Genomic DNA, 21,495 nt, shown 5'->3' with positions numbered 1-21,495 from the left:
ATTAAAGTTTAAGTCCGAATTTAATACCATGACCATGCCCAAGATGCGAGAAAGTGAGTTGTAAATTTTCGTCGGTGAATGCAGTTTTCGATTCTCCGAAATAAACTTGGCGGCGATTTAGCAAAAGTACGTAATTTGTATGATGGTATGCAGCGGACCAATCATGCGTTATCATTATTACAGTTGTCCCGAATTTTTGGTTATATTCGGTGATTAGCTTATTGATGCTCAATTCGCAAACCAAATCAATTCCTGTTGCAGGTTCATCGAGCAATAAGATTTTGGGATTTCGAATCAAGCTTCGAGCCAAAAATACTCTTTGCAATTCACCACCTGAAAGCGCTGCTAATGGGCGATAAATGAAATCGCCCGCTCCAACTTCATGCATTATTGCAGCAACTCTGTCGCTATCGTGAGAATTGATTTTGAAGCTCCATCGGCGTTTGATTCCACTCATCACCAAATCAATCGCTCGAGCCGGAAAAGATTTGTCCATTGTTTTGATTTGCGGCACATAGGAAATCGTGCCCGGTGGCAAATCGTCAATGTCCGCCCCGAACATCTTTACATTTCCTGTGGCAGGTTTGACTAAACCAATCAATGTCTTCATCAAAGTAGTTTTACCGGAACCGTTCGGACCAACAATAGCCAGATATGAACCACTCGGTAGTTTGAAATTTATATCCTCAAGCACAGTATTTTGTCCGAGAACCACTTTCAGATTACTAACTTCGAGTATATTGGCATTAATGCTCATCTGAGGGCTTTGCGTAAAGTTTCGGCATTTTTCAGAATCAAGTCGGAATATGTCTTTATAGTTTCAGAGCCTCCTAATGGGTCGAGTTCGAAAAGTAGAACTTCGGCACCTGTGGAGACTGTTTCGGAAATTTTGTTGTTGAGTTGCGGTTCGCTGAAAATGGATTTAGTCCCACTTTCCCTTACACGGTCAACTAAGTTTTTGATATATTTTGGTCCGGGTTCTTTGCCTGGATTTTCTTCGATACTTCCTGCATACACCATATTATATCGATTTAACAAATATAAAAAAGAGGGATGTTGCAGAAAAACAGCTTTTCCTCTGAGTTCTCTTAGAATTTCGGCTGCACTTCGGTGAATATTATCCAATCTTTTGACAAATAACTCGGCATTTGTCCTATATGATTCCTCATTTGCGGGGTCAAGTTCCACAAGTTTGTCGGTCAAAGGTCCGACATTTTTCTTTTACTGTCAGTGGGTCAAGCCAGAAATGCGGGTCAACACCGTGTCCGCAATTATGGTCATGTGCATGGTCGTGATGATGATGGTGTTCGTGACCGTCATCAAAATACAAAATCTTATCTTCCGGCAATAAGTCCATTAATTTTATTTTATTTTTCGCCGGAAAATCTGAAGCCCATTCGTCAAAATTTTCCGAAACATATATGAGTGCAATCGAGCCATATGATGCTTTTACGTCACTTGGTTTTGGAGCATAAGTATGAGGTGACGACCCCGCCGGTACAAGGCACACAATCTCTGCTCTTGTCCCTACTATTTCTGAGAGTATGTATTGAACAGGATGGCTGGTAACGACATATATTGGCTTCGATGAGCCATTGTTGCAGGACATAGCCACGAAAAAGGAGATTAGCATTATTATTTTAAAAATTTTCATCTTCAAATCTTTTACAATAAAATACCCTTATTACGTAGCAATGTACCTAATTATTGTGCGATTGCACCCTTTAGTATTTTTGGTATAATATGTGCTTTATAAATTATAAGTTGAAAAATATTTTGATTAAATGATTAAAGTATTATGAAAAACAAATTAATTTTTTTATATTAGGTTGTAGAATGTTACAAATTATTAATTTTTGTTTAGAAAATGTGATTTCGCGTAAAACATCATTGGTTGTGATAATGTCTGTCATAGTAATAGGGCTTGTTTCGGGCGACTTATATTGTCAATCGAGCTCACCTGCATCATGGTTATACCCTGATGGCAATTTGCAGGCTACTCGCTATGTTCCACACAAATCTGACCCTCAAATGATTGATTCTTTTTCCGTGAAGTGGTCAACACCACTTATTTCGGGTGATGTGCGACCGTTGATAGGCAATCTTGCGTCATTTCCGCCATTGACAGACTTTAAATACGCTCCTAATCAAATAGCAGCGGTCATGGGTGATGATATAATTATTCTGAGCGGAACAGGTTCATTGATAAACAAATCCGGATTCCCGAGCTACGTGAGCGGCGTGAAAGGCATTTCATGCTTGATTGATACCAACTCGAATAGCTACTCTCCCGTGACGGGCAATTTCATCATGGGGCTTGAATCCATCGAAACCTTCAATCCCTTGGATAGAGACAGTCTCGCATTTTCATATTTGTTCGGCTATGATGTTCTAACCGATTCGACAAAACCTTTGAAAAGACTCGCAATCAATTTGCGACCATTTGCACCAAATATTTTTGGCAGCGTCAAGCCATTTTTTGGCAGAAGGATTGATGGAAAATTGATGGTTTATGCAACTATAAATATGACTCAGCCAAAAGTGCTTGACCCCCAACAAATTGAACCGCCTTTTTTCAGAGGCATGACTCAATTCCACGAAGGTGTCAATACATCTACATTCCCATTGCCCGACATTCAGGATGTCTCTACAAATCGGGCTTTCTTGGGTGCTGAAGTTAACACAGGGCAACCATCTTTGTTTGTTTCGCCCGCCGGAAACGGAAGAGTGCTTATACCTTCTTACCCAACTCCCGGAGCAATAGACACTAACTTTAATAATTTGTTAGTTTCCAGCTTTTTGAATAACCAATATCTCGAAACGTATGCCGATGTGGCTTCGCTTGTAGCTTTAGATTTGAATAACACGATTACTACTCCGACTTTCACTCCTTATGAAATCATTCCCGATGACGGCACTCGCCCGAATATTCGACCATATTATGTTGATATTACTGATAGTTGGACAGCTGAGCGCGGATTCATTCTCGTTGCCGAAGAATATAACGGTTTAGATGGTTCCAACGGGATTCCAAAATTGCATCTGCACAATCGCGATGGCGTGGCATTGACAGACTACTTCACAGGTTCTACAGTCAATCCTCATTTCAGAGGTGATACAAACCATTATTGGTCTGTGGCAATCGGAAACGTTGATGGCGCCGCATCAAACTTTTGGGGCGAATTTTACCCGAATAATCCGGGTAATGAAATCATTGTGACCCAATCATCGAGAGATTTTGCTCATCCGGCAAGTAAACTGTTTGTGTTGAGATATTTTACCGGTGACCCTGTCAAAAAACCAACTCCAACAGGCGAAAACTTGTTCCAATTAGATACAATTTTTAGTGCAAGAATTAACGGATGGGTGGCAGCAGTAAATGATTTAGACAATAACCCTGATAATAAGGACGAAATTGTACTTGCCGACGGTGGCAAGTTGATGGTGGTACGATTGAGAGATTACGAAGATACAAGATTCCGTCTTGGCAATCCTTTCGATACTGTGTTCGTCCATGAATTTTTTAATCAAGTGATTTCACACGTCGCAATCGCAGACTTGGAAGGGGACGGACGAAACGATATTGTGGTCACTACCTATGACAGCACTTATGTGATTGGCACTATTATTCCAAATACTTTAAGCGTTATCGCACCGAAAGATTCGACACATCAAACTATCTTTTGCTTGGGCGATACCGTCGAAGTGAAATGGGCAAATACTATCAGAAGCCAGAGAAATGTCAGAATTGAATTTGTAGAGTACATTGGCGGTATTCCGACCGATAACAAAACAACAATCGTAGAATATGCTGATAATAATGATGACACTCTTACTTTTTCATTCATTGCTGACGCATTTTATGCGGGTAAGCAGGGTGTAGTAGTTGTAGAAGGTGTCAGCGACCCCGATAAATTGAGAGATATAACAGCGCTATTGACTTTCAACGAACCAATGATATTTTCAGACGCTTTGCCCAAAGCATTTTATCATTTGAATGACCAAATTTCATTGATGGGCAGAGCCGATTGTGCTGATAGCGTATTTGCAGAATGGAGTTCAGATGATACAAATTGGACTTTTGCCGGTGCATCTACTATTATGATTGACGGCTCGTATATGTTCGATATGCAAATTGATTGCATACCGGAATTATTCCTTTGCGACCGCCAAAGCCAAGATACTTTAATCAAATATCGCGTGATTGCAAACAAAGCTGAATTTTCGGATACATCAGCAATTTCGCAGATTGCTTTGCGACCAATACAAATTCCAATAAAATTTGACCCTATTACAACTGCCGACCCAACGAGAGTTTTTTATTGGGAACAGTTTGATTTTGACTCTACTACAAATTGCTCTCAAATAAGTATTTCAATTTCGATTGATGGTGGCAGAGAATTTATGCAAATTGGCGAAGCTAATATTGCAGATGAAATTTTCGAATGGGATGTCCCCGTAGATATTCCTGACGAATTGATATTCAGATTTTGCTGTGTGGGCTCTTGTGCCGGAATTGATACGACTATTAATGGCGTAACGCCAAAATTTTTAGATATTATAGCTCCAAATCCTTTTAATCCAATTACTGAACAATTGTCCATTGTTTATTCTGTAAATCAAGAAACAAATGTTACAATTAAAATTTTAGACCAAAATAACAAAGTAGTTGCAATACCGATTGAAAGCGTACAGCGTTTGCCGGGAATTGCTTATGGTGATAGTTGGGATGGGATAAGAGCTGATGGTGCTTATGTGGCAAACGGAATTTACTACATAAGTCTGGAACTTTCTAACGGAATACGAGAAATATATCCTTTATATATACGAAAATAACAATCAAATTACTATTTGAATGAGGTAAATAACATGAGAATCCTTGTAGTTGAAGATGAAAAAAAAGTTGCTAACTTTATAAAGCACGGTTTAGAAGAGGAGCGTTATATAGTTGAAACTGCGCAGGACGGAATCACCGGACTTGAGATAGCCATGAATAACCATTTTGATGCCATTTTGCTCGATGTTATGTTGCCGGGCAAAGATGGATTCACACTTCTCAGAGAGATGAGAGATGCCGGAATTTCCACACCGGTCGTGATGTTAACCGCTCGCGGTAACGTCGAAGACCGAGTAACAGGCTTAGATTTGGGTGCAGATGATTATCTGCCCAAGCCATTCAGTTTCGAGGAGTTAGCTGCCAGATTACGCTCGATTTTGCGTCGGTCAAGTCCCGAAAAAACCACTAAACTCAGATGTGGAGACTTGATTCTCGATACAGTTTCCCATTTGGCATATCGTCAGGGTAGAGAAATTGAACTTACGACGAAAGAGTATGCTTTGATGGAGTATCTGATGCGAAACAAAAATCGAATCCTGAGCAGAAGCACTATCACTCAGCATGTTTGGAAACATAATTTCGACCCGGAATCAAACATCATTGATGTTTATATCAAAAGATTGCGTTCCAAAATCGAAAAAGACGACATCAAACCTATTATTCAAAGCATCAGAGGAGTTGGGTACAGAATGAGAGAAATGACTTCGGATGAATGAAAAGACTGAACCAACATATCTGGCTTTAATGGAAATTGTTGCGGAAGCTTTGGAAAGAGTTCAACTTGGTTTTGATGATTATCAAAAGGAATGCTTCATCAGCCGTCCTTCAGAATTCTTTTGCCTCGAACTAAACGGAGAAGCAGGAGAATTAGCAAATATTGAAAAAAAAGCCTGGAAAGGCAAAGAAATACCTCACGAACAATTTGAATCCGAAGTTGCTGACGTTTTGATTGCATTAATGAATTATTGCAATGCGAAAGGTGTTAATCTCGGACAAGCTGTTAGCGACAAATTAAAACTTATCGAAGAAAAGCGATATGTATTGAAACAAAATAATGAAGAATATTAAAATTTGGTTTTAACACCGGAACAAATAATCGAAATCACTGCTATTATTAATCAAGAAATTGAGCAATTGAAATCGAACATCACTCATCTCGAAGAGGCAACCAAACCGATTACATTGGATAATTCAATCGGGCGACTTACTAGAATGGATGCCATTGGTGGCAAAGGGGTCAACGATTCGCTACTCGAAAATAACCGAATGAGAATGATTGCCTTAGAAAAAGCCCTATTGCGAATTGATACGCCATTTTACGGTAAATGCAAAAATTGCCGCGGTCCAATTGCTTACAATCGTTTGAAAGCAATCCCCGAGGCAACACATTGCAGTAATTGTAATACCTAAGTTTTTTTATCTATTGTTAAATATTGGCGATTCGCCAACACGCCCAAAACCATGAATCTCAAGTTGCGGAAAATCCGGATGGTCTGTTTTGATGCTTATTCTGGTATTAAGATTTCCTGTTTTCAGAGGTAAAACTTTAGCTTTAAGTTCAATTTCCTCGCCGGGACGTAATCTTTTTTTTCCACTCAAATTAATCGTCAATTCCGAAGGAGTAGTTTTGAAATCAGTCATTGTGATATTGCGATTTGAAGTGTTTTTGATTTTGAGCGTTGATTCGCCAACTGAACCCACGACTAAATCTCTGAATGACAAATGATTTGATGGAGAAACTGTTAATGGTCTGACTACTTCAGCCATCAATGTGTAATTAATGCTTGGATTGACCGGGTCATTGGAATATACCATAATTTGTTTTTGAACAGGACCCGAATTTTGACTTACATTGAAAGTGATAGAAATTTTAGTACTTTCATTTGGTTTTAGTTCATCTTTTTCAAGAGGAGCGGTTGTACAACCGCATGTAGGTCTAACATTCGAAATTTTAAGATTTTGATTACCTGAATTTTTGACAATTAAGTCGTATTTAAGCGGACTATCTGCCGGAGCAACTGTACCCCAGTTTTTAGTCGTCCCACCTACGATTTCAATTTTTGGTTGAGCCATTATCACAACACTTGATAAAATCAAGGCAGCGAATATAATTATACTTTTTTTCATCCAATTCTCCGAACTAAATAAACAAATAAACCAACAAATATGTTGAATCGTTAAATATCTGACGAATTAATTGGAATTATATGTCACTTTGTTTATTTTAATTTGCAAAAAAATAAGAATGGAAGTAATTTGGTATTCATGTTTCGTACAATATTGATATTTGTTTTTCTGACTTCTCTCGCTAATTCCCAAGAATATAGCGGGAGGATTATTCCGTTGCATAAAATGGATAATGGAGTCGTCAATGTTGGTCCTTGCCTTGTCAACGACAGCATCAGATTCAATTTCGAAATAATCAATGACGGCGAAAAGGCTCTTTATATGCAGCCTCTTGTTCCGAGTTTTTATCTGGGTGCAAGTCCGAATGACCCTACGCAAAGCCAATTCAACTTTTTTCGTCGTATTACACCACTTGAACGCGTGTTTCAGCCTAATACGAGAGATACCTTGGTTATTCAATTCAACGCGGGTGATTTGATTGCACCGCCACTTGGTTGGTTTGAAGCTATGCTCGGGCTCAGTTTGCTCAAAAATGACGACAGGAGCGGACCTCCGATTGCCAAAATTGATACTTTCTTACTTCGTGTCAAAAAAGTAGCCTTATACTTGAACGGTATGGATGATGTCGTTAATTTTGATTCAGTGTATATCGAGCCAAACGTCACGCCCAAAATTACTTGGGAATTGAAGAACGCCTTCAACAAATCTATTGATATTATTGATTACCAAACAAAGTTTATTACTCAGCAACCATCGGGGCAAGAGTTTACAATTCAACAGCGTCCCAAGAATATTACCATTCATAGCAAAAATACAATTGGATGGGATGTTTCGTATCACCCGCTTGATATTGGCATAGATTCAGTTCAATTCAATGTCACATATAGACCACACCCTGAAGAATTCCCTGATTCCGTTGATGTTGCTTCCATGTTTGCTGTTGGCACAGGAGTTCACCAACAAATAAATCTACGCGCTTCAATTCCAAACAATAACATCGTTGGAGATACGATAGTTTTAGGTGACGTTCGAGCAGGTAGTTCTGAACTCGTAGTCGTATTATTGAAAAATAATGGCAATATACCATTTCATACGCTTAACGAATATATCAATGATATTTTTACCGGGGAGCAGCACCCGGACTTTACTATAACACATAAATTCGGTGATAAAGATACAGACTTATTACCTGACAGTAATTATGCTTTTATATTAGGTTACCAACCTAAAGAGAACGGATTGGACATTGCCGAATACATCATAGAAAGTGATATTTTGGAACGTGGAATCAAAGGCGTCCAAAGTGATAAGAGGTTTCTACGTTTTTATATCAAAGCTAATGTGGTATCTCCCAAAATTGTCATTGCCGAAGATACTCTGAATTTCGGTTCAGTCACTTTGAATAAGCCGAGTTGCCTGAATTATAAGGATACATCACTCACAATTTACAATATTGGAAACGAAAAACTGCTGATTAAAAGCATCAAAATTGTTAACGGTGGTGGAGCAAATTTCTTTACCGGTGCCACATCGTTGGAAATTGAACCTAATTCATCCGGCAAAATTGACATCAGCTTTGAAAATAATTCCGGCGTTGTTGGGGAATATTATGCAATTTTGGAGCTAATTACTAATGCTCCAATGCCACAAAATTTAACGAAAATTGTTCTAAGGGCGAACTCAACTCCAACTCTCTCGGCGACAATTTCCATTTCCGATGATTTTCGAGCTTCTCCGGGTAGATTAATCGAAGTGCCGATTTTACTGACATCGGATAATTTTATTCCTTCGGAATTTGCCAAAAGTTTCAGTTTTTCATTGTCCTACGATAGGTCAATTTTAGAGTACAAAGGCGTGGTAACACTCGGCACAGCATCAGTAGGAGCCGCTTTCGAGGGCGACAATATCGAAAACCCCAATAAGCAAATTGTTGATATCCGCTTTTTGAAACCCGGAAATGACTTCTTCGAGCCGAACGATACTTTATGCAAAGTTCGATTCTTTACCTATTTGGGAAATGCTGTCGCAACTGAAATTGCAATCATCAACCCCGTTTTTAGTGACGGCAATTGTGAAGACCTTTTCGAGCTAAATGCCCTTAATGGCGTCTTTGTTACTGATTCGGTTTGCGGATTGGAACTCAAAGCTGTCCCGGGGAATTTTGCCGGATTTGCGATTAAATCAAATCTAAATTCAGGCTCGAATGATTTCGTCCAATTCGATTGTTCCATTGGCAAAGCCGCAGAAGTTTCATTCCGAGTTTATGATGCTTACGGGAATATTTTATCCGATGAAAACGCCGGAAAAATTCCCGCAGGTGCATATACATACGATTTTAATCGCCGTAATCTCGCATCAGGCTTATATTTTATCGAAATGTCAACTCCATTTTTATCTATAACCAATCATTTTGTAATTGTCAAATGATGCGATACCTATTCATACTATTTTTCGTGTTTGTCATGACAAGCGGAAATTCCATTGCTCAGGGATTTGACTGGCAATATGACCACCGTCTGCCCTCGAATTATCCCGTTATATTTGTCGGCATCAATGCTGAGTACGGAATAGTATTTCATCAGGGTGATTTCAACTTTCTCGAGAATGAAATTCCATGTTGCAGATTCGGAAATGGCGACGGCAATAATTCAAATATTGGGATTTCATTAGAATATTGGTATGATAGCAAAATTTCGTTCCAACTGACTGCCTCGGTGAATAATGTTACAGGCTCATTCTCTGCGAATTCGAGCGATACAATTCGCGGTGGGAGCATGAAAACGCAATACAATTTCGAATCATCGGTCAACTATTTGGCAATCAGCCCGGGAATTAAATATCGTTTATTCGATACCAAGTTTTTCACGGCATTCGATTTACGAATGGCTATCAAGTATAATTCATCCGCCGAGCATAGCGAACGCAGGATTTCGGACAATGTTCCGTTTGATTCTCGCATAATAGCAAACGGAAAAATTGCTGCACTTTCGCCACTGATTCTCGTACCTCAAATCCGATTCGGCTATGATGTGCCTTTGTTCCGTGGCATTTACATTTCTCCGTATATTTCGGCTGCATACACTTTGAACGACGTCATTGATGTCGATAAATGGAAGCAACTCAATTTGCAATTCGGATTTTCGCTCGTAAACGGGCTAATCAGTAAATAGCATCCGCTATGTTATCATCAATCAAATGCTGCAATAAAATTAGTTATAAAAATATCTTATTCGCCTTTGCCGGTCTGATATTTTTTTTCATGTGGTTCTTGTTGATTCTTGATTTGATTTTCCCGTTCAAATTCGAATTTGATTATTCAACAGTCATCACATCTCGCGAAGGGAAAATACTCAAAACATATCTGAGCAATGACGATAAATGGAGATTGGAAGCCGAATTAGCGGATATCAATCCCAAAATGAAGGAGCTAATCATATTCAAGGAGGATAAATATTTTTATTATCATCCGGGTGTGAATATCTTTTCAATTTTCCGCGCTTTTAAGCAGAATATTTTCGCGGGCGAAATCCAAAGCGGAGCTTCGACGATTACAATGCAACTTGCCAGAATGTTGCAACCGAAATCTCGAACATATGCCAATAAATTTATCGAAATTTTCCGTGCTTTTCAGTTGGAATTGCATTGTTCCAAAGATGAGATTTTAAAATTATATCTGAACAAATTGCCTTATGGCGGCAATATCGAAGGGGTGCGTGCAGCTTCACTTTGTTTTACGATTCTGAGCCACAGGTATTGAGTTTGTCCCAATCGCTAATTTTGTCAATAATTCCAAATAATCCAAACCAATTAGCTCTAGGAAAATTCAACGAGAGAATCAGAAAAGAACGAGATGCGTGGCTCGAAATCATCGAGAAAGCAAATCTTTTCGAGCAATCTCAGATTCAAAAAGCAAAAGCCGAACCTGTAAATCCCACTCGACGATTTTTCCGCAAATACGCCTCACATCTGAGCAATCGAATATTTTATAGCGACAAAGAGCGTGGCAGAATCCGGACGACTATCAATTTCAATTTGCAAAGTGGGGTAGAGGAGCTATTAAAATCAAATTTACAGCAATTAAAAAATATTGGAATACGAAACGCAGCTGTTATAATTTATGACAATCAAAACGGCGAAATTCTTGCCTATGAGGGCTCAGGCGATTTTTTCGACAAGAGAAATCACGGGGAAGTGGATGGAGTAAGAGCTTATCGCTCTCCGGGAAGTGCATTGAAACCGCTTTTGTACGGATATTGCTTTGATTTGGGACTGATTACACCAAGGCTCATCATGAGTGATGTGCCTCTAATCGGCGAAGATTACGCTCCCGAAAACTTTGACGGCACATATCACGGGCAAGTGACGGCAGAACAAGCTCTTATTGCATCGCTCAATATTCCGGCAGTAAATTTGATGAAACAAGTCGGGACGAAAAATTTTGTTGAATTTCTTGATGAAAATCATTTATCCGGTCTTGTCAGGAAAAATCGCGATTTGGGGCTTTCGATGATTCTCGGAGGTTGTGAAGTGCGTTTGGATGAGCTAACTGCGCTTTACTCATCGTTTGCACGCGCCGGATATGCCATCATTCCGAATTATTTATTAAAACCAAATATAAATCTTTCAAATCGCAGAGCGTTCAGTTCGGAAAGTTCATATATGATTACGGAGATTTTGTCCAAGCCCGAACGCCCGGATTTCGGATTATTCGCAAGCAGTGTAATCGGATTGCCACCACTTGCTTTCAAAACGGGCACTTCGCAAGGCAGACGCGATGCTTGGGCGATTGGATTCAACGAGAGAATTACAATCGGAGTGTGGCTCGGCAATTTCGATGCTGCCCCAAGCCAACACCTCACAGGTAGTAATGTCACAATCCCGATTTTATTCGATATTCTCAGAATTGCCGATAAATTTTATCCGGCAACAAAATTGACAATTTCAGAAGCACCGCTCACCCGAACGATAGATGCCGAAACAGGACTGCTGCCTTCTCCACTTACAAAATTATTTTCAGAAGATTACTATATTCCTGGCATTTCTTCAGTACAAGTTTCCGATTTATATCGCGAAGTTGAGGTGTCGCCTGATATGAAACGCTCTTACTGTATGATTTGCAAACCCGAATCGGGCAGCGTTACGAAAGTGTTTAAAATCATCAAACCTGAACTTGTGTCATATTATGAGGAAATAAAAATCGCTTATGACAAAATTCCGCCTCATAACGACAAATGCCATGCTTATACAGCTAACAACGCACCGATGATAATTTTCCCGCTAAATAATTCGAAATATTACTTAGCTGAGGGCAAGGGTTTGACTTTTGAGTGCAAGACATCAAATCTCGAATCTGACATTTTCTGGTATGTAAACGATAAATTTTTCGCCAAATCAAAGTTAAACGACAAAGTTTCGTTTATACCCAAACAATCGGGAAAATATAAAATATCTTGTTCCGATGATAATGGTATGAATAGTAATGTGAATATTGAAATTGAAATTTATTGAAGTGAAAAAAATATGAAACCAATGGAAGCCGAATTTTTGCTCGGTGCAGTAGCAATCGAACAATTCCCCAAGACAAATTTGCCCGAATTAGCTTTTTCGGGGCGCTCAAATGTGGGCAAATCATCGCTGATAAATAGCATTGTGCTTCAGAAAAATCTTGCTCTAATCAGTTCCAGTCCCGGCAAAACGCGTCAAATCAACTTTTTCAAAGTCGAAAACAAATGGTCTTTCGCAGATTTGCCCGGCTTCGGATACGCCCAAGTAAGCAAAGATTTGCGGGAGCAGTGGCGAAAGCTGAATATGGACTATCTCGCCAATCGCGATAATCTGAAGTTAATCGTTGCACTTGTGGACAGCCGTCACGACCCCTCCGAAACTGATTTGGGGCTAATCGAATGGTACGAAAATAACGGCAAAGATTTTATAATAATATTGACAAAATGCGACAAAATCAAACCGAAAGAAGTTGAAGACCGGCAGGAACAAATCCAGCATCTCACCTCAAGTTGCAAACATTGCATCGAGGTGCTTCCTTACTCTGTCCAAACGGGTTTGGGGCGTAGGGAACTTGTCGCAATCATCAAACGTATAACCGAATAAGGAAAAATCATGTTAAATGCAAAAGAACTTATAGCCGCATCTGTAGCTGAATCCATCGAAACTAAGCAACAACTAGTTGCCAAGCAATCCGAGCAAATCGAGAATTGCGGACAACTGCTCGCTGCGGTATATGACAAAGGTGGGAAAATCCTCTTTTGTGGCAATGGCGGTAGTGCAGCCGATTGTCAGCACATCGCAGCAGAGCTTGTGATTCGATTCAGGAGCAAAATCAACCGAGCAGCATTGCCTGCAATAGCACTCACTGTTGACCCTTCGATGATGAGCGCCGGTGGGAACGACATCGGATTTGAGAATGTGTTTGCAAGGCTCGTAGAAGCTTATGGCAAGAGTGGCGATGCCTTGGTGGCAATTTCGACAAGCGGCAATTCCGAAAACGTCATCCGTGCAGTCAACACCGCCAAAGAGCAAGGCGTGCTGACAATCGGGCTCTTGGGCGGAAACGGCGGCAAATTACTTCCTCTATGCGACTACTCCGTTGTTGTCCCATCGGAAGTAACCGCCCGAATCCAGGAATCGCACATACTCATCGGGCATATTTGGTGCGAAATAATCGAAGAAACAATTTTTCCTGAACTTTTTTAAAAAATTTCTTGCACAGAATCCAAAAAACTCTTACTTTTGTATTCTGTTCGACGCCGGATTAGCTCAGTTGGTAGAGCAGCTGATTTGTAATCAGCAGGTCGGGGGTTCAAATCCGTCATCCGGCTCAAAGAAACAAGAAGCTTCACAAGAAATTGTGAGGTTTTTTTTGTGTCTTGAACAGGATTATCTGAACAAGATTATCAAGATTACAGGATGGACAGGATTAACTAAGACAAAGTCTGAACAGGATTACAGGTTGGAGTGTTTTTTTTTAAAATATGGAATAATTTAAATTATCCTTATACCATAGGATAAAATTTCTTTTGCTAATAAGTTTTTTTCCGAGAAATCCTCTGTACGAAAAGGAATTGGAGAAATATCACTATTAACATAAACAACATATTTACGAATAATTTCCTTATCAGCGAATCTATTGCCCGAAAAACTATCTGAAACGATAGCTAAATCTATATCGCTATCTGAGTCATTTGTACCTTTGGCATAAGAACCAAATACCAAAGCTTGCTTAATATGTATATCATTTTCCTCAAGAAGCAATAATAGCTTCTTTATGCTTTCAACTACTTCAGATGAGATTTTATCCATTTAAATTCCTCTTTGATTCTTGAAAAATTTTACGTCCCGTCGGTTGTTACAACTGACGGCATGAAAACAAATTCAATTCCTCCCAAATCTTTCAAGACTCAATACATGTATTAATCTTGAATAAGTCGAACTTCCATTCTTACTTTAAAGTTGCATCTATAAGCCAAAATTCAGTATATATCGATGAATCACTTTTACGAGTCGCCTTATAATATACTACCCCGATGCCTTTTACAAAGTGTACTTCTTCAAGTAGGGTGTTTGATTCGCTTACAAATACATAAGTCTTTTTCCATAATTTGTACTCTGTTTGTATATTTCTTCCATGCCCAACAAATTTATAAGGATCTTCAGCCTTATAATCATAGCTATCAACATAAGAAGCCGCGTAAGGGTAAAAAAAAGCCTTTTTTTTATATTTGTGGAAAGAAATACATTCTACTGTATCATGGTTTCGGTAAAAATAATTAATACTAAAGAAAAGCGGAATCATAGGTGAATTCCCCCAAAGAATATATAAAGGATGGCTTTTATTCTCGTCTTTTTCTAAATAAGGATCATCATCTAAATAAGCCGTTATTATAAACATGTACGTAGGTTCGTCACGATAGTTAATCATGTATGTCCAATAGTTGCCTTTCCGCAATGGAAGTAAGCTATTTGGGTACATTACAGAAGCTTTGATTTCATCTTCATTGTTTGGCTTGCTTTCCCCACCACAACCGTTCAAAATCAGCAACAATGTTGCGAAACATAGTAAAAATGCAGATTTCATGAACAATTCCTTTTAAAAATTATATATTAATACGACATTTTCTTAATCTATCACAATTTAAAGAATCAAATTGATTGATAATGCTTTTTGAACCTACTATGCCTTGCCACCCATATACTTGAGCAAATCTTGCTAAATAGCCAAAGTTTTCAATTAAACAAACTTACCATAATACTTTGAATATAACAAATATAGCACAAAAAAAAACCGCATCAAAAATTGATGCGGCATGATAACTCATTTTTTAAATGTCGTAGCGATTATCTGAAATAGAATGACAATGTGAATTTCGAACCATAGTTGCCACCAATTCCGATAAAGGTCGAATTATCTTCTGATTTGTTTTCACCCATTTCTGTAGTTTCGGACATTGATTGGAAACCAACAAATGTTTGTGCCGAAAGGCTCACATTATTTGCAAACCACCATTCAGCACCGACTGCAGCACCGATACTAAGACCCATTTCGCTGACAGTTACTTCAGATTGTTTGTTTTCGGCAGATGCAGTTGAAATTGCAAACAATGGTGAAATGAACATTGCAACAGGTTCGGTTTCGAATAGATATAATTGCGCCCCAAGAGCCAATTCAATACCTGTGCCCGACATCAAATCTTTATCTTCGTCTGATGTGTTTACCATTGCAAGTCCGAGAGCACCCCATAGTCCAACTCCGTCTGAAATGTTGACTTTGAATCCAAGCATGGAATTATCAACCGATATGTCCGAAAGTCCGCTGAAACTCCAAAATAAGGCTTTAGTACCTTCTTTTGTTTGTGGTGCGCCGGCTTGTAAAGCTTGAGTTGATGCGAATACTACGCATAATACTACAATAAGTCCTAGAATACGATTCATAAATGCCTCCCAATAAATTATAAATGTATATTGCAAAAACAAATACCAATATTGATAGTTGCTCTATATTTCAAAAGTATTGTATAGAATTGGTTTATCCAAATTAATTAAAATTAATCAAATATTAATTATCCATATGATAATTTCGTCTCTATAATTCTTGAAAGAATATTGGATTAAAAATAAATTAGGTGCAATTCTGATTTCGTCATTGCACCTATAAATTTTAGCTTTAGTTTATACGTTTAATTTATGTTTTTATTTTAAATCTCAACATCAATTCTGCAGATTTTGTAATGCCAATTCGTGGTGTGAGCTCGATTTTATCATCAGGAAAATCCTGATAATCTGCAATGAAAATTTCATCACTCAACAACGATTTGCGGTTGTCGCCTATTCCGATTTGGAATGCTTGGCATAGCTTTGCCGGACCGTCGGATAGTTGATTTGTAGTGACTTTATTGCGGTTGATTTTCATTTGTTCAATCCCAATTATTGGCTGAATCGCTCTCAGTAGCACTGCAGAGCCACGTCCGCTTAGTTCGGTAACAGCATTGGCACAATAATGCAGCCCATAAATTTGATAAACGTAGATAATGCCGCCCGTATCGAACATTGCTGAGTTGCGTCTTGTTTGCCCGACTGCCGAATGGCTTGCCAAATCGCCTTGTGCTAAATATGCTTCCGTTTCGCTTATCATTCCTGTATAAATATGCTCACCGGCTACTCGGACGAGTAATTTGCCGATTAAATCTCGTGCTACAATTTCCGGTTTTTGCAGGTAATATTCAATCGGTAATTTATCGAATTGGTCAATCTGGGTCTGTATTATATTTGCTTTTTCGTGAACCTTCATACAGCTCGAATTTGCGGAATCTACATTCAATCGTGGCATTCATCAGGATGAATTGCTTGGCGTGGCGAAGCCCAAACATCTTCAGTGCTGCCATGTTGCCACTCAATACCCAAGCAACGTTACCTTTGTAATCTTGCTTCAATTTGTCGCCGATTTGTTTATGAAAGGCTTCGACGTCTTCGTCATCCATTCGCTCTCCGTAGGGAGGATTCATTATCAAAGTAGTATTTTCCAATTCCGGTTTGGCTTTGATGAAATCTCTGCGACGCACATCAATTTTCTTTTCGATTCCAATCTCTTCAAGATTTCGAAAAGTTACTGAAATTGCTTTCGAGGAAATATCGGCACATGAAATTTTAACCTGTGGTTCGATAATAAATGCTTTGGATTCATTTTTGATTCTGGTCCAAAGTGCTTCGTTATAATTTTTCCAATTCATAAAGCTGAATTTACGAAAATTTCCCGGTGGAATACCTGCTGCAAACATGTATGCCTCGGTGACAATTGTTCCGGAGCCGCACATCGGGTCGTACAAGTCAGTTTCAGCGTTCCAGCCGCTCAGTAAAATCATTCCCGCAGCCAAAACTTCATTCAAGGGTGCGTCAGTTTGAGTGACGCGATAGCCGCGTTTGTGAAGTGAATTGCCCGAACTATCGAGCGAAATTACGCAATCTTCACCCGAAATATAAACATTCAATCTAATATCGGGATTGTTGACATCAACGTCGGGGCGACCACCGTAGTAATCGCGGAGCCTATCAACGACAGCATCCTTCAATTTTAAAGCAACGTAATTTGCATGATTGAAATGCGGGGAATTGACAGTGCTGTCAACTGCGATTGTCATATTGGGAGTGATGAATGATTCCCACTCTATATCGAGGCATTGCTCATAGAATTGTTTGTCATTTCGGACTTGGAATTTTTTGAGAGCTATCAGGAATTTCAATGCAGTCCGCACGTGCAGATTTGCTCTATACAAAAGTGCGGTATCACCGAAGAAGGTCACAGCGCGCGAATGTAGCGAAATATCCCTACCGCCGAGCTTTTCGATTTCTGCTGATAGCACATCTTCAAGCCCTGCAAGGGTTTTTGCAGTTATTTCTAAATTATTTTCGTCGAATAGCAATGTTTTTGCTTTATAAGTTAATTTTCAATGTCATCGGCTATCATACGGAATCCAATTTCGATTGCACCCTTTAACGCCGAGCCTTTGGGTTTCACGAGTTTTAATTTTTTATCGGATTCAATCAATTTTTCTAATTTTTGATTCAATATTGTGTTTGCATCAATAATTCCACCCATCATCGCTACTTCAACTTTCGAATCATAATGCTTATCCAAGGCTTTGGGCAACTCGTATAAATGATTTGCAGCCTTATTTATTAATTCCATGCAAACTTCATCACCTTCCTCGGCGCATTTCATAATTGTCGGTGTCAGCATCTGATACTCAAAAGCGCGCTCTGCATAGGCTTTGACAATTGTTCTGGGTTGTTCGATATCAACAGTCGGAAACATCTCGCCGATTACATTAGTCAATTTTGTCGCTTTACCTCTGCCGTCTAAAGCTCTGACAACAGCCGTCAAGCCTTCTCTGCCAATCCATGCACCGCTTCCTTCGTCGTCGAGTTCAATTCCCCAACCGCCGCAGCGAAATACTTCGTTCTTTTTCTTTGCTAAAGCGATTGAGCCTGTGCCCACGATAATCATAATTCCGTCTTTACCTTCAAAAGCCCCTTCGAGAGCGATTTCGGCATCGCTTGTTACCATAATATCACTAATTGCGACGCCTTGCCCGCGTGCTAATGTACGAATAAGCGATTGAGAGCGTTTTTTCTCTTCGTCAAGCCATACACCGGCAAGTCCGACAACAATTGCATCCACTTCCGAAGTGTCTATTTCAGCTTTTTTGCATAGTTCAGTAATAACGTTCAATGTCCTTTCGCAGGATTCGCCAACTCCTACAGCACCAATGCGAGTGGTGCCGGCAACCATTTCGACTTTTTCGTTGCCTTGAGTAAATAGAACACCTCTTGTTTTGGTACCGCCGCCATCTATGCCGATAATTGTGTATTCTTCTCTGTTAATCATAATCCTTCATTTAATAAATTTGTACATCGTAGCTATACAAATTTCATGCCATTGAAAGTAAAAAGCTACTTAATTCGACGGCTTATCATGATTTAGATTTGATTGTTACAATCGGGCTTGAAACAAAGGCTACAGCCAATATATCTTTGAGGTGCTTGGCGTAAACTATCTCCAATCCATCAATAATATTGCTCTCGATATCAATTATATCAGTCTTATTATCAATCGGTACAATCACTTTGGAAATTCCGTTTCGTTTTGCGGCTAATAATTTTTCTTTCAAACCGCCGATTGGTAATATATTCCCGCGTAAAGTTATTTCTCCGGTCATAGCAATTGTGCCTTTGACAGCCTTATTTGTAAGTGCGGAAATCATTGCTATTGCCATTGTGATACCGGCTGATGGTCCGTCTTTGGGGATTGCACCTTCGGGAACGTGAATATGGATCTCTTTATTTTTGTTGAAATTTTCGACTAATCCTAAGTCAGAATAATTTGCTCTGATGAATGATAGTGCTGCCATGGCAGATTCTTTCATCACATCGCCCAATTGTCCGGTCAAAGTCAATTTTTCGGACGATGCAGGCATAATCATTACTTCGAGCGGCATTATGTCTCCACCAACACTTGTCCATGCCAGTCCCGTTGCAACACCGACTTTATCGCTCAATTCACCTTTCATATCCTTGAATTTCGGAGCTTTGAGATATTTTTCGATAGTATCAACGTCAATTTCGATTTTTTTCTCGAAAATAAACTTGCAAAATTCCGGACTCTGACTCAAAATACTAACTACTTCAACTTCTGTTACCACTTTTTTGCTCGGTTTCTTTATAGGTTGATTTTCAAAATAATCGTTTATCAAATCTTTAATTAACTTGCGGAGAACTGATGTCATTTCTCGTTCTAAATTTCGGACTCCGGCTTCGCGAGTATATTCACGGATGATTTTCTTAATAGCACTTTCGTCAAATTTAATGCCCAAATCCTTCATTCCAAACTCTTCATAAAGTTTTGGCAATATGTGGCGACGGGCGATTTCGAGCTTTTCATATTCCATGTAACTGTTCAATTCTATGATTTCCATCCTGTCCAACAAGGGGAGAGGTATGTCGTATCGGACGTTTGCAGTTGTTATAAACATTACATTCGACAAATCATAATCCACTTCGAGGTAATGGTCGTTGAATGCGATGTTTTGTTCGGGGTCGAGCACTTCCAACAGTGCCGACGACGGGTCGCCACGGAAGTCCATAGACATTTTGTCAATCTCGTCCAAAAGCATTACCGGATTGATTGTTCCGGCTTTTTTCATTGATTGAATGATTTTACCCGGCATTGCACCTATATACGTGCGTCTGTGTCCGCGAATCTCCGCTTCATCACGAACGCCACCAAGAGAAATCCTTACAAATTTTCTGCCCATTGCCCGTGCGATTGACTTTGCCAGTGAAGTCTTGCCAACTCCGGGAGGTCCTACAAAGCACAGGATTTGCCTTTTGACGTTACCTGCTAAATTCAACAATGCAATAAATTCCTGTATCCTATCTTTTGGTTTTTCGAGTGCGAAATGGTCTTCATCAAGAATGTTTTTTACATGTTGAATTTTTAGCTGGTCAATAGTTTTTTCATTCCATGGAATTTGTGTCAACAATTCCAAAAAATTTCTATGCACCGAAAACTCGGGTGACATAGGTGGAATTCGCTCGAGTCTTTTCAATTCTTCATCAGCTTTTGCTTTGACATGTTCGGGCAATCCTGCCTTGTCCAATTCTTCTTTTAGCTGAACGAGTTCCGGACTATAATCATCTTCCTCGCCAAGTTCGTTTTGCAATGCTCGAATTTGTTCTTGAATAAAGTAACGCTTTTGATTTTTGTGAATCAAATCGCTCACTTTATTATTAATATCTCCTTCAAGTTTGAGCAATTCCATCTCGGAAACAATCATTGTAATAAATTCCAAGTATTGGTCGCTCAAATTCTCGATTTCTAACAATCGTTGTTTGCGTTCGACTTTGGATTTTAGATTTGCAGCACCGAAAAATAGTTGTTGAATCGGGTCGGCAGAATTTAGATATGCTGCAATCAAATCACCCGGTAGCGATGAATCCGATTTGACGTATTCAGAGAATAAATCTCCTGAACGTCTGACTAATGCTTCAAATTCGGGAGTATATGGTGGTATTTTGAGTTCGATTTGCTGTATATCAGCCGATAAATAGTCTTTGCGTTTATATTTCCGTTGTATCTTTGCTTGGCAAATCCCTTCAATCAATACTTTCATTAAATTATTCGGCAATCTCAAGACTTGGATAATTCTGGCGATTGTACCATATTCGTAAATATCTGCAAAAGTAGGTTCGTCAACATCAGGGCTCCTTTGTGCAGAGAGAAAAACAAATCGTTTAGATTCGAGTGATACAGACATCGCCTTAAGTGTAGTGCTGCGTCCTACCAGTAACGGAAATATCATATTCGGAAAAATCACCACATCTCGCATCGGTATAACGGGCAGCCTCTTAGGTATTTTAGTAAAATCAACCTCTTCTGATTCGATGTCCAATATAAAATCAACATTCTTTTTCATTCAGTTACCTATAATTTCAATTTTTTTCATTTTCATTGTATTAAGACA

General features: G+C 39.2%; 19 protein-coding genes, 1 tRNA gene and 1 pseudogene. 11 read left to right on the top strand and 10 right to left on the bottom strand.

What is annotated here, in order from left to right:
• Nucleotide 1: 1 nt before the first annotated feature.
• Both M9949_01100 and M9949_01095 read right to left on the bottom strand, forming a co-directional pair.
• Nucleotides 2-757, bottom strand: a complete 756-nt coding sequence (locus tag M9949_01100) for a metal ABC transporter ATP-binding protein (GenBank protein ID MCO5250001.1) — start codon at nucleotides 755-757, stop codon at nucleotides 2-4.
• A pseudogene (locus tag M9949_01095) lies at nucleotides 754-1,609 on the bottom strand (metal ABC transporter substrate-binding protein). The gene M9949_01100 and the pseudogene M9949_01095 overlap by 4 nt, the downstream one beginning before the upstream one ends.
• Before the next feature lie 227 nt (nucleotides 1,610-1,836).
• Here M9949_01095 and M9949_01090 point away from each other — a divergent pair.
• From M9949_01090 to M9949_01075, 4 genes are read left to right on the top strand one after another with little or no spacing between them, the layout of a single operon-like run.
• Nucleotides 1,837-4,836 (top strand): hypothetical protein, encoded by a 3,000-nt coding sequence (locus M9949_01090; GenBank protein ID MCO5250000.1) that lies wholly within the window; start codon nucleotides 1,837-1,839, stop codon nucleotides 4,834-4,836.
• A gap of 33 nt (nucleotides 4,837-4,869) precedes the next feature.
• Nucleotides 4,870-5,553, top strand: a complete 684-nt coding sequence (locus M9949_01085; GenBank protein MCO5249999.1) for a response regulator transcription factor — start codon at nucleotides 4,870-4,872, stop codon at nucleotides 5,551-5,553.
• On the top strand, nucleotides 5,546-5,905 hold the full coding sequence (locus tag M9949_01080; GenBank protein MCO5249998.1) for a hypothetical protein: 360 nt from the start codon (nucleotides 5,546-5,548) through the stop codon (nucleotides 5,903-5,905). Before M9949_01085 ends, M9949_01080 begins: the two co-directional genes overlap by 8 nt.
• A gap of 3 nt (nucleotides 5,906-5,908) precedes the next feature.
• Complete coding sequence (locus M9949_01075) at nucleotides 5,909-6,247, top strand: TraR/DksA C4-type zinc finger protein (GenBank protein MCO5249997.1); 339 nt, start codon at nucleotides 5,909-5,911, stop codon at nucleotides 6,245-6,247.
• 6 nt (nucleotides 6,248-6,253) lie between these two features.
• Here the strand turns inward: M9949_01075 and M9949_01070 are convergent, their stop codons facing one another.
• On the bottom strand, nucleotides 6,254-6,964 hold the full coding sequence (locus M9949_01070; protein MCO5249996.1) for a DUF1573 domain-containing protein: 711 nt from the start codon (nucleotides 6,962-6,964) through the stop codon (nucleotides 6,254-6,256).
• Between the two features lie 138 nt (nucleotides 6,965-7,102).
• On the opposite strand from M9949_01070, the gene M9949_01065 reads away from it, so the two are divergent.
• From M9949_01065 to M9949_01035, 7 genes are all read left to right on the top strand, one after another.
• On the top strand, nucleotides 7,103-9,391 hold the full coding sequence (locus M9949_01065) for a hypothetical protein (protein ID MCO5249995.1): 2,289 nt from the start codon (nucleotides 7,103-7,105) through the stop codon (nucleotides 9,389-9,391).
• Entirely contained in the window at nucleotides 9,388-10,134 is a 747-nt protein-coding gene (locus M9949_01060) for a hypothetical protein (GenBank protein MCO5249994.1), read from the top strand. Before M9949_01065 ends, M9949_01060 begins: the two co-directional genes overlap by 4 nt.
• 8 nt (nucleotides 10,135-10,142) lie before the next feature.
• Nucleotides 10,143-10,721 (top strand): transglycosylase domain-containing protein, encoded by a 579-nt coding sequence (locus M9949_01055; GenBank protein ID MCO5249993.1) that lies wholly within the window; start codon nucleotides 10,143-10,145, stop codon nucleotides 10,719-10,721.
• Nucleotides 10,691-12,472 carry a penicillin-binding transpeptidase domain-containing protein gene (locus M9949_01050; protein MCO5249992.1) on the top strand — a complete coding sequence of 594 codons (1,782 nt, stop codon included), beginning with the start codon at nucleotides 10,691-10,693 and terminating at the stop codon, nucleotides 12,470-12,472. The genes M9949_01055 and M9949_01050 overlap by 31 nt, the downstream gene beginning before the upstream one ends.
• A gap of 12 nt (nucleotides 12,473-12,484) precedes the next feature.
• On the top strand, nucleotides 12,485-13,072 hold the full coding sequence (gene yihA / locus M9949_01045) for a ribosome biogenesis GTP-binding protein YihA/YsxC (GenBank protein MCO5249991.1): 588 nt from the start codon (nucleotides 12,485-12,487) through the stop codon (nucleotides 13,070-13,072).
• A 9-nt stretch (nucleotides 13,073-13,081) separates the two neighbouring features.
• Nucleotides 13,082-13,675 (top strand): SIS domain-containing protein, encoded by a 594-nt coding sequence (locus M9949_01040; GenBank protein ID MCO5249990.1) that lies wholly within the window; start codon nucleotides 13,082-13,084, stop codon nucleotides 13,673-13,675.
• Between the two features lie 52 nt (nucleotides 13,676-13,727).
• A tRNA-Thr gene (locus M9949_01035) sits at nucleotides 13,728-13,800 on the top strand.
• Between the two features lie 163 nt (nucleotides 13,801-13,963).
• Here M9949_01035 and M9949_01030 read toward each other — a convergent pair.
• From M9949_01030 to lon, 7 genes are all read right to left on the bottom strand, one after another.
• The gene (locus M9949_01030; protein MCO5249989.1) at nucleotides 13,964-14,281 is read right to left on the bottom strand and encodes a nucleotidyltransferase domain-containing protein; all 318 of its coding nucleotides are present in this window, start codon (nucleotides 14,279-14,281) and stop codon (nucleotides 13,964-13,966) included.
• Between the two features lie 139 nt (nucleotides 14,282-14,420).
• Nucleotides 14,421-15,056 carry a hypothetical protein gene (locus M9949_01025; protein MCO5249988.1) on the bottom strand — a complete coding sequence of 212 codons (636 nt, stop codon included), beginning with the start codon at nucleotides 15,054-15,056 and terminating at the stop codon, nucleotides 14,421-14,423.
• A 260-nt stretch (nucleotides 15,057-15,316) separates the two neighbouring features.
• Nucleotides 15,317-15,910 (bottom strand): hypothetical protein, encoded by a 594-nt coding sequence (locus M9949_01020; GenBank protein MCO5249987.1) that lies wholly within the window; start codon nucleotides 15,908-15,910, stop codon nucleotides 15,317-15,319.
• 250 nt (nucleotides 15,911-16,160) lie between these two features.
• Complete coding sequence (locus tag M9949_01015; protein MCO5249986.1) at nucleotides 16,161-16,766, bottom strand: DNA-3-methyladenine glycosylase; 606 nt, start codon at nucleotides 16,764-16,766, stop codon at nucleotides 16,161-16,163.
• On the bottom strand, nucleotides 16,723-17,895 hold the full coding sequence (locus M9949_01010; GenBank protein MCO5249985.1) for a class I SAM-dependent RNA methyltransferase: 1,173 nt from the start codon (nucleotides 17,893-17,895) through the stop codon (nucleotides 16,723-16,725). The genes M9949_01015 and M9949_01010 overlap by 44 nt, the downstream gene beginning before the upstream one ends.
• Nucleotides 17,896-17,912: 17 nt before the next feature.
• On the bottom strand, nucleotides 17,913-18,860 hold the full coding sequence (locus tag M9949_01005; GenBank protein MCO5249984.1) for a hypothetical protein: 948 nt from the start codon (nucleotides 18,858-18,860) through the stop codon (nucleotides 17,913-17,915).
• An 85-nt stretch (nucleotides 18,861-18,945) separates the two neighbouring features.
• Nucleotides 18,946-21,447 carry an endopeptidase La gene (gene lon / locus M9949_01000; protein ID MCO5249983.1) on the bottom strand — a complete coding sequence of 834 codons (2,502 nt, stop codon included), beginning with the start codon at nucleotides 21,445-21,447 and terminating at the stop codon, nucleotides 18,946-18,948.
• Nucleotides 21,448-21,495: the final 48 nt, after the last annotated feature.

Source organism: Candidatus Kapaibacterium sp. (genome assembly GCA_023957315.1).
Taxonomy (GTDB): Bacteria; Bacteroidota; Ignavibacteria; order Kapaibacteriales; family UBA2268; genus PGYU01.
The sequence above is the reverse complement of the archived record's forward strand: the minus strand, read 5'-3'. Positions and strand labels throughout refer to the sequence as shown.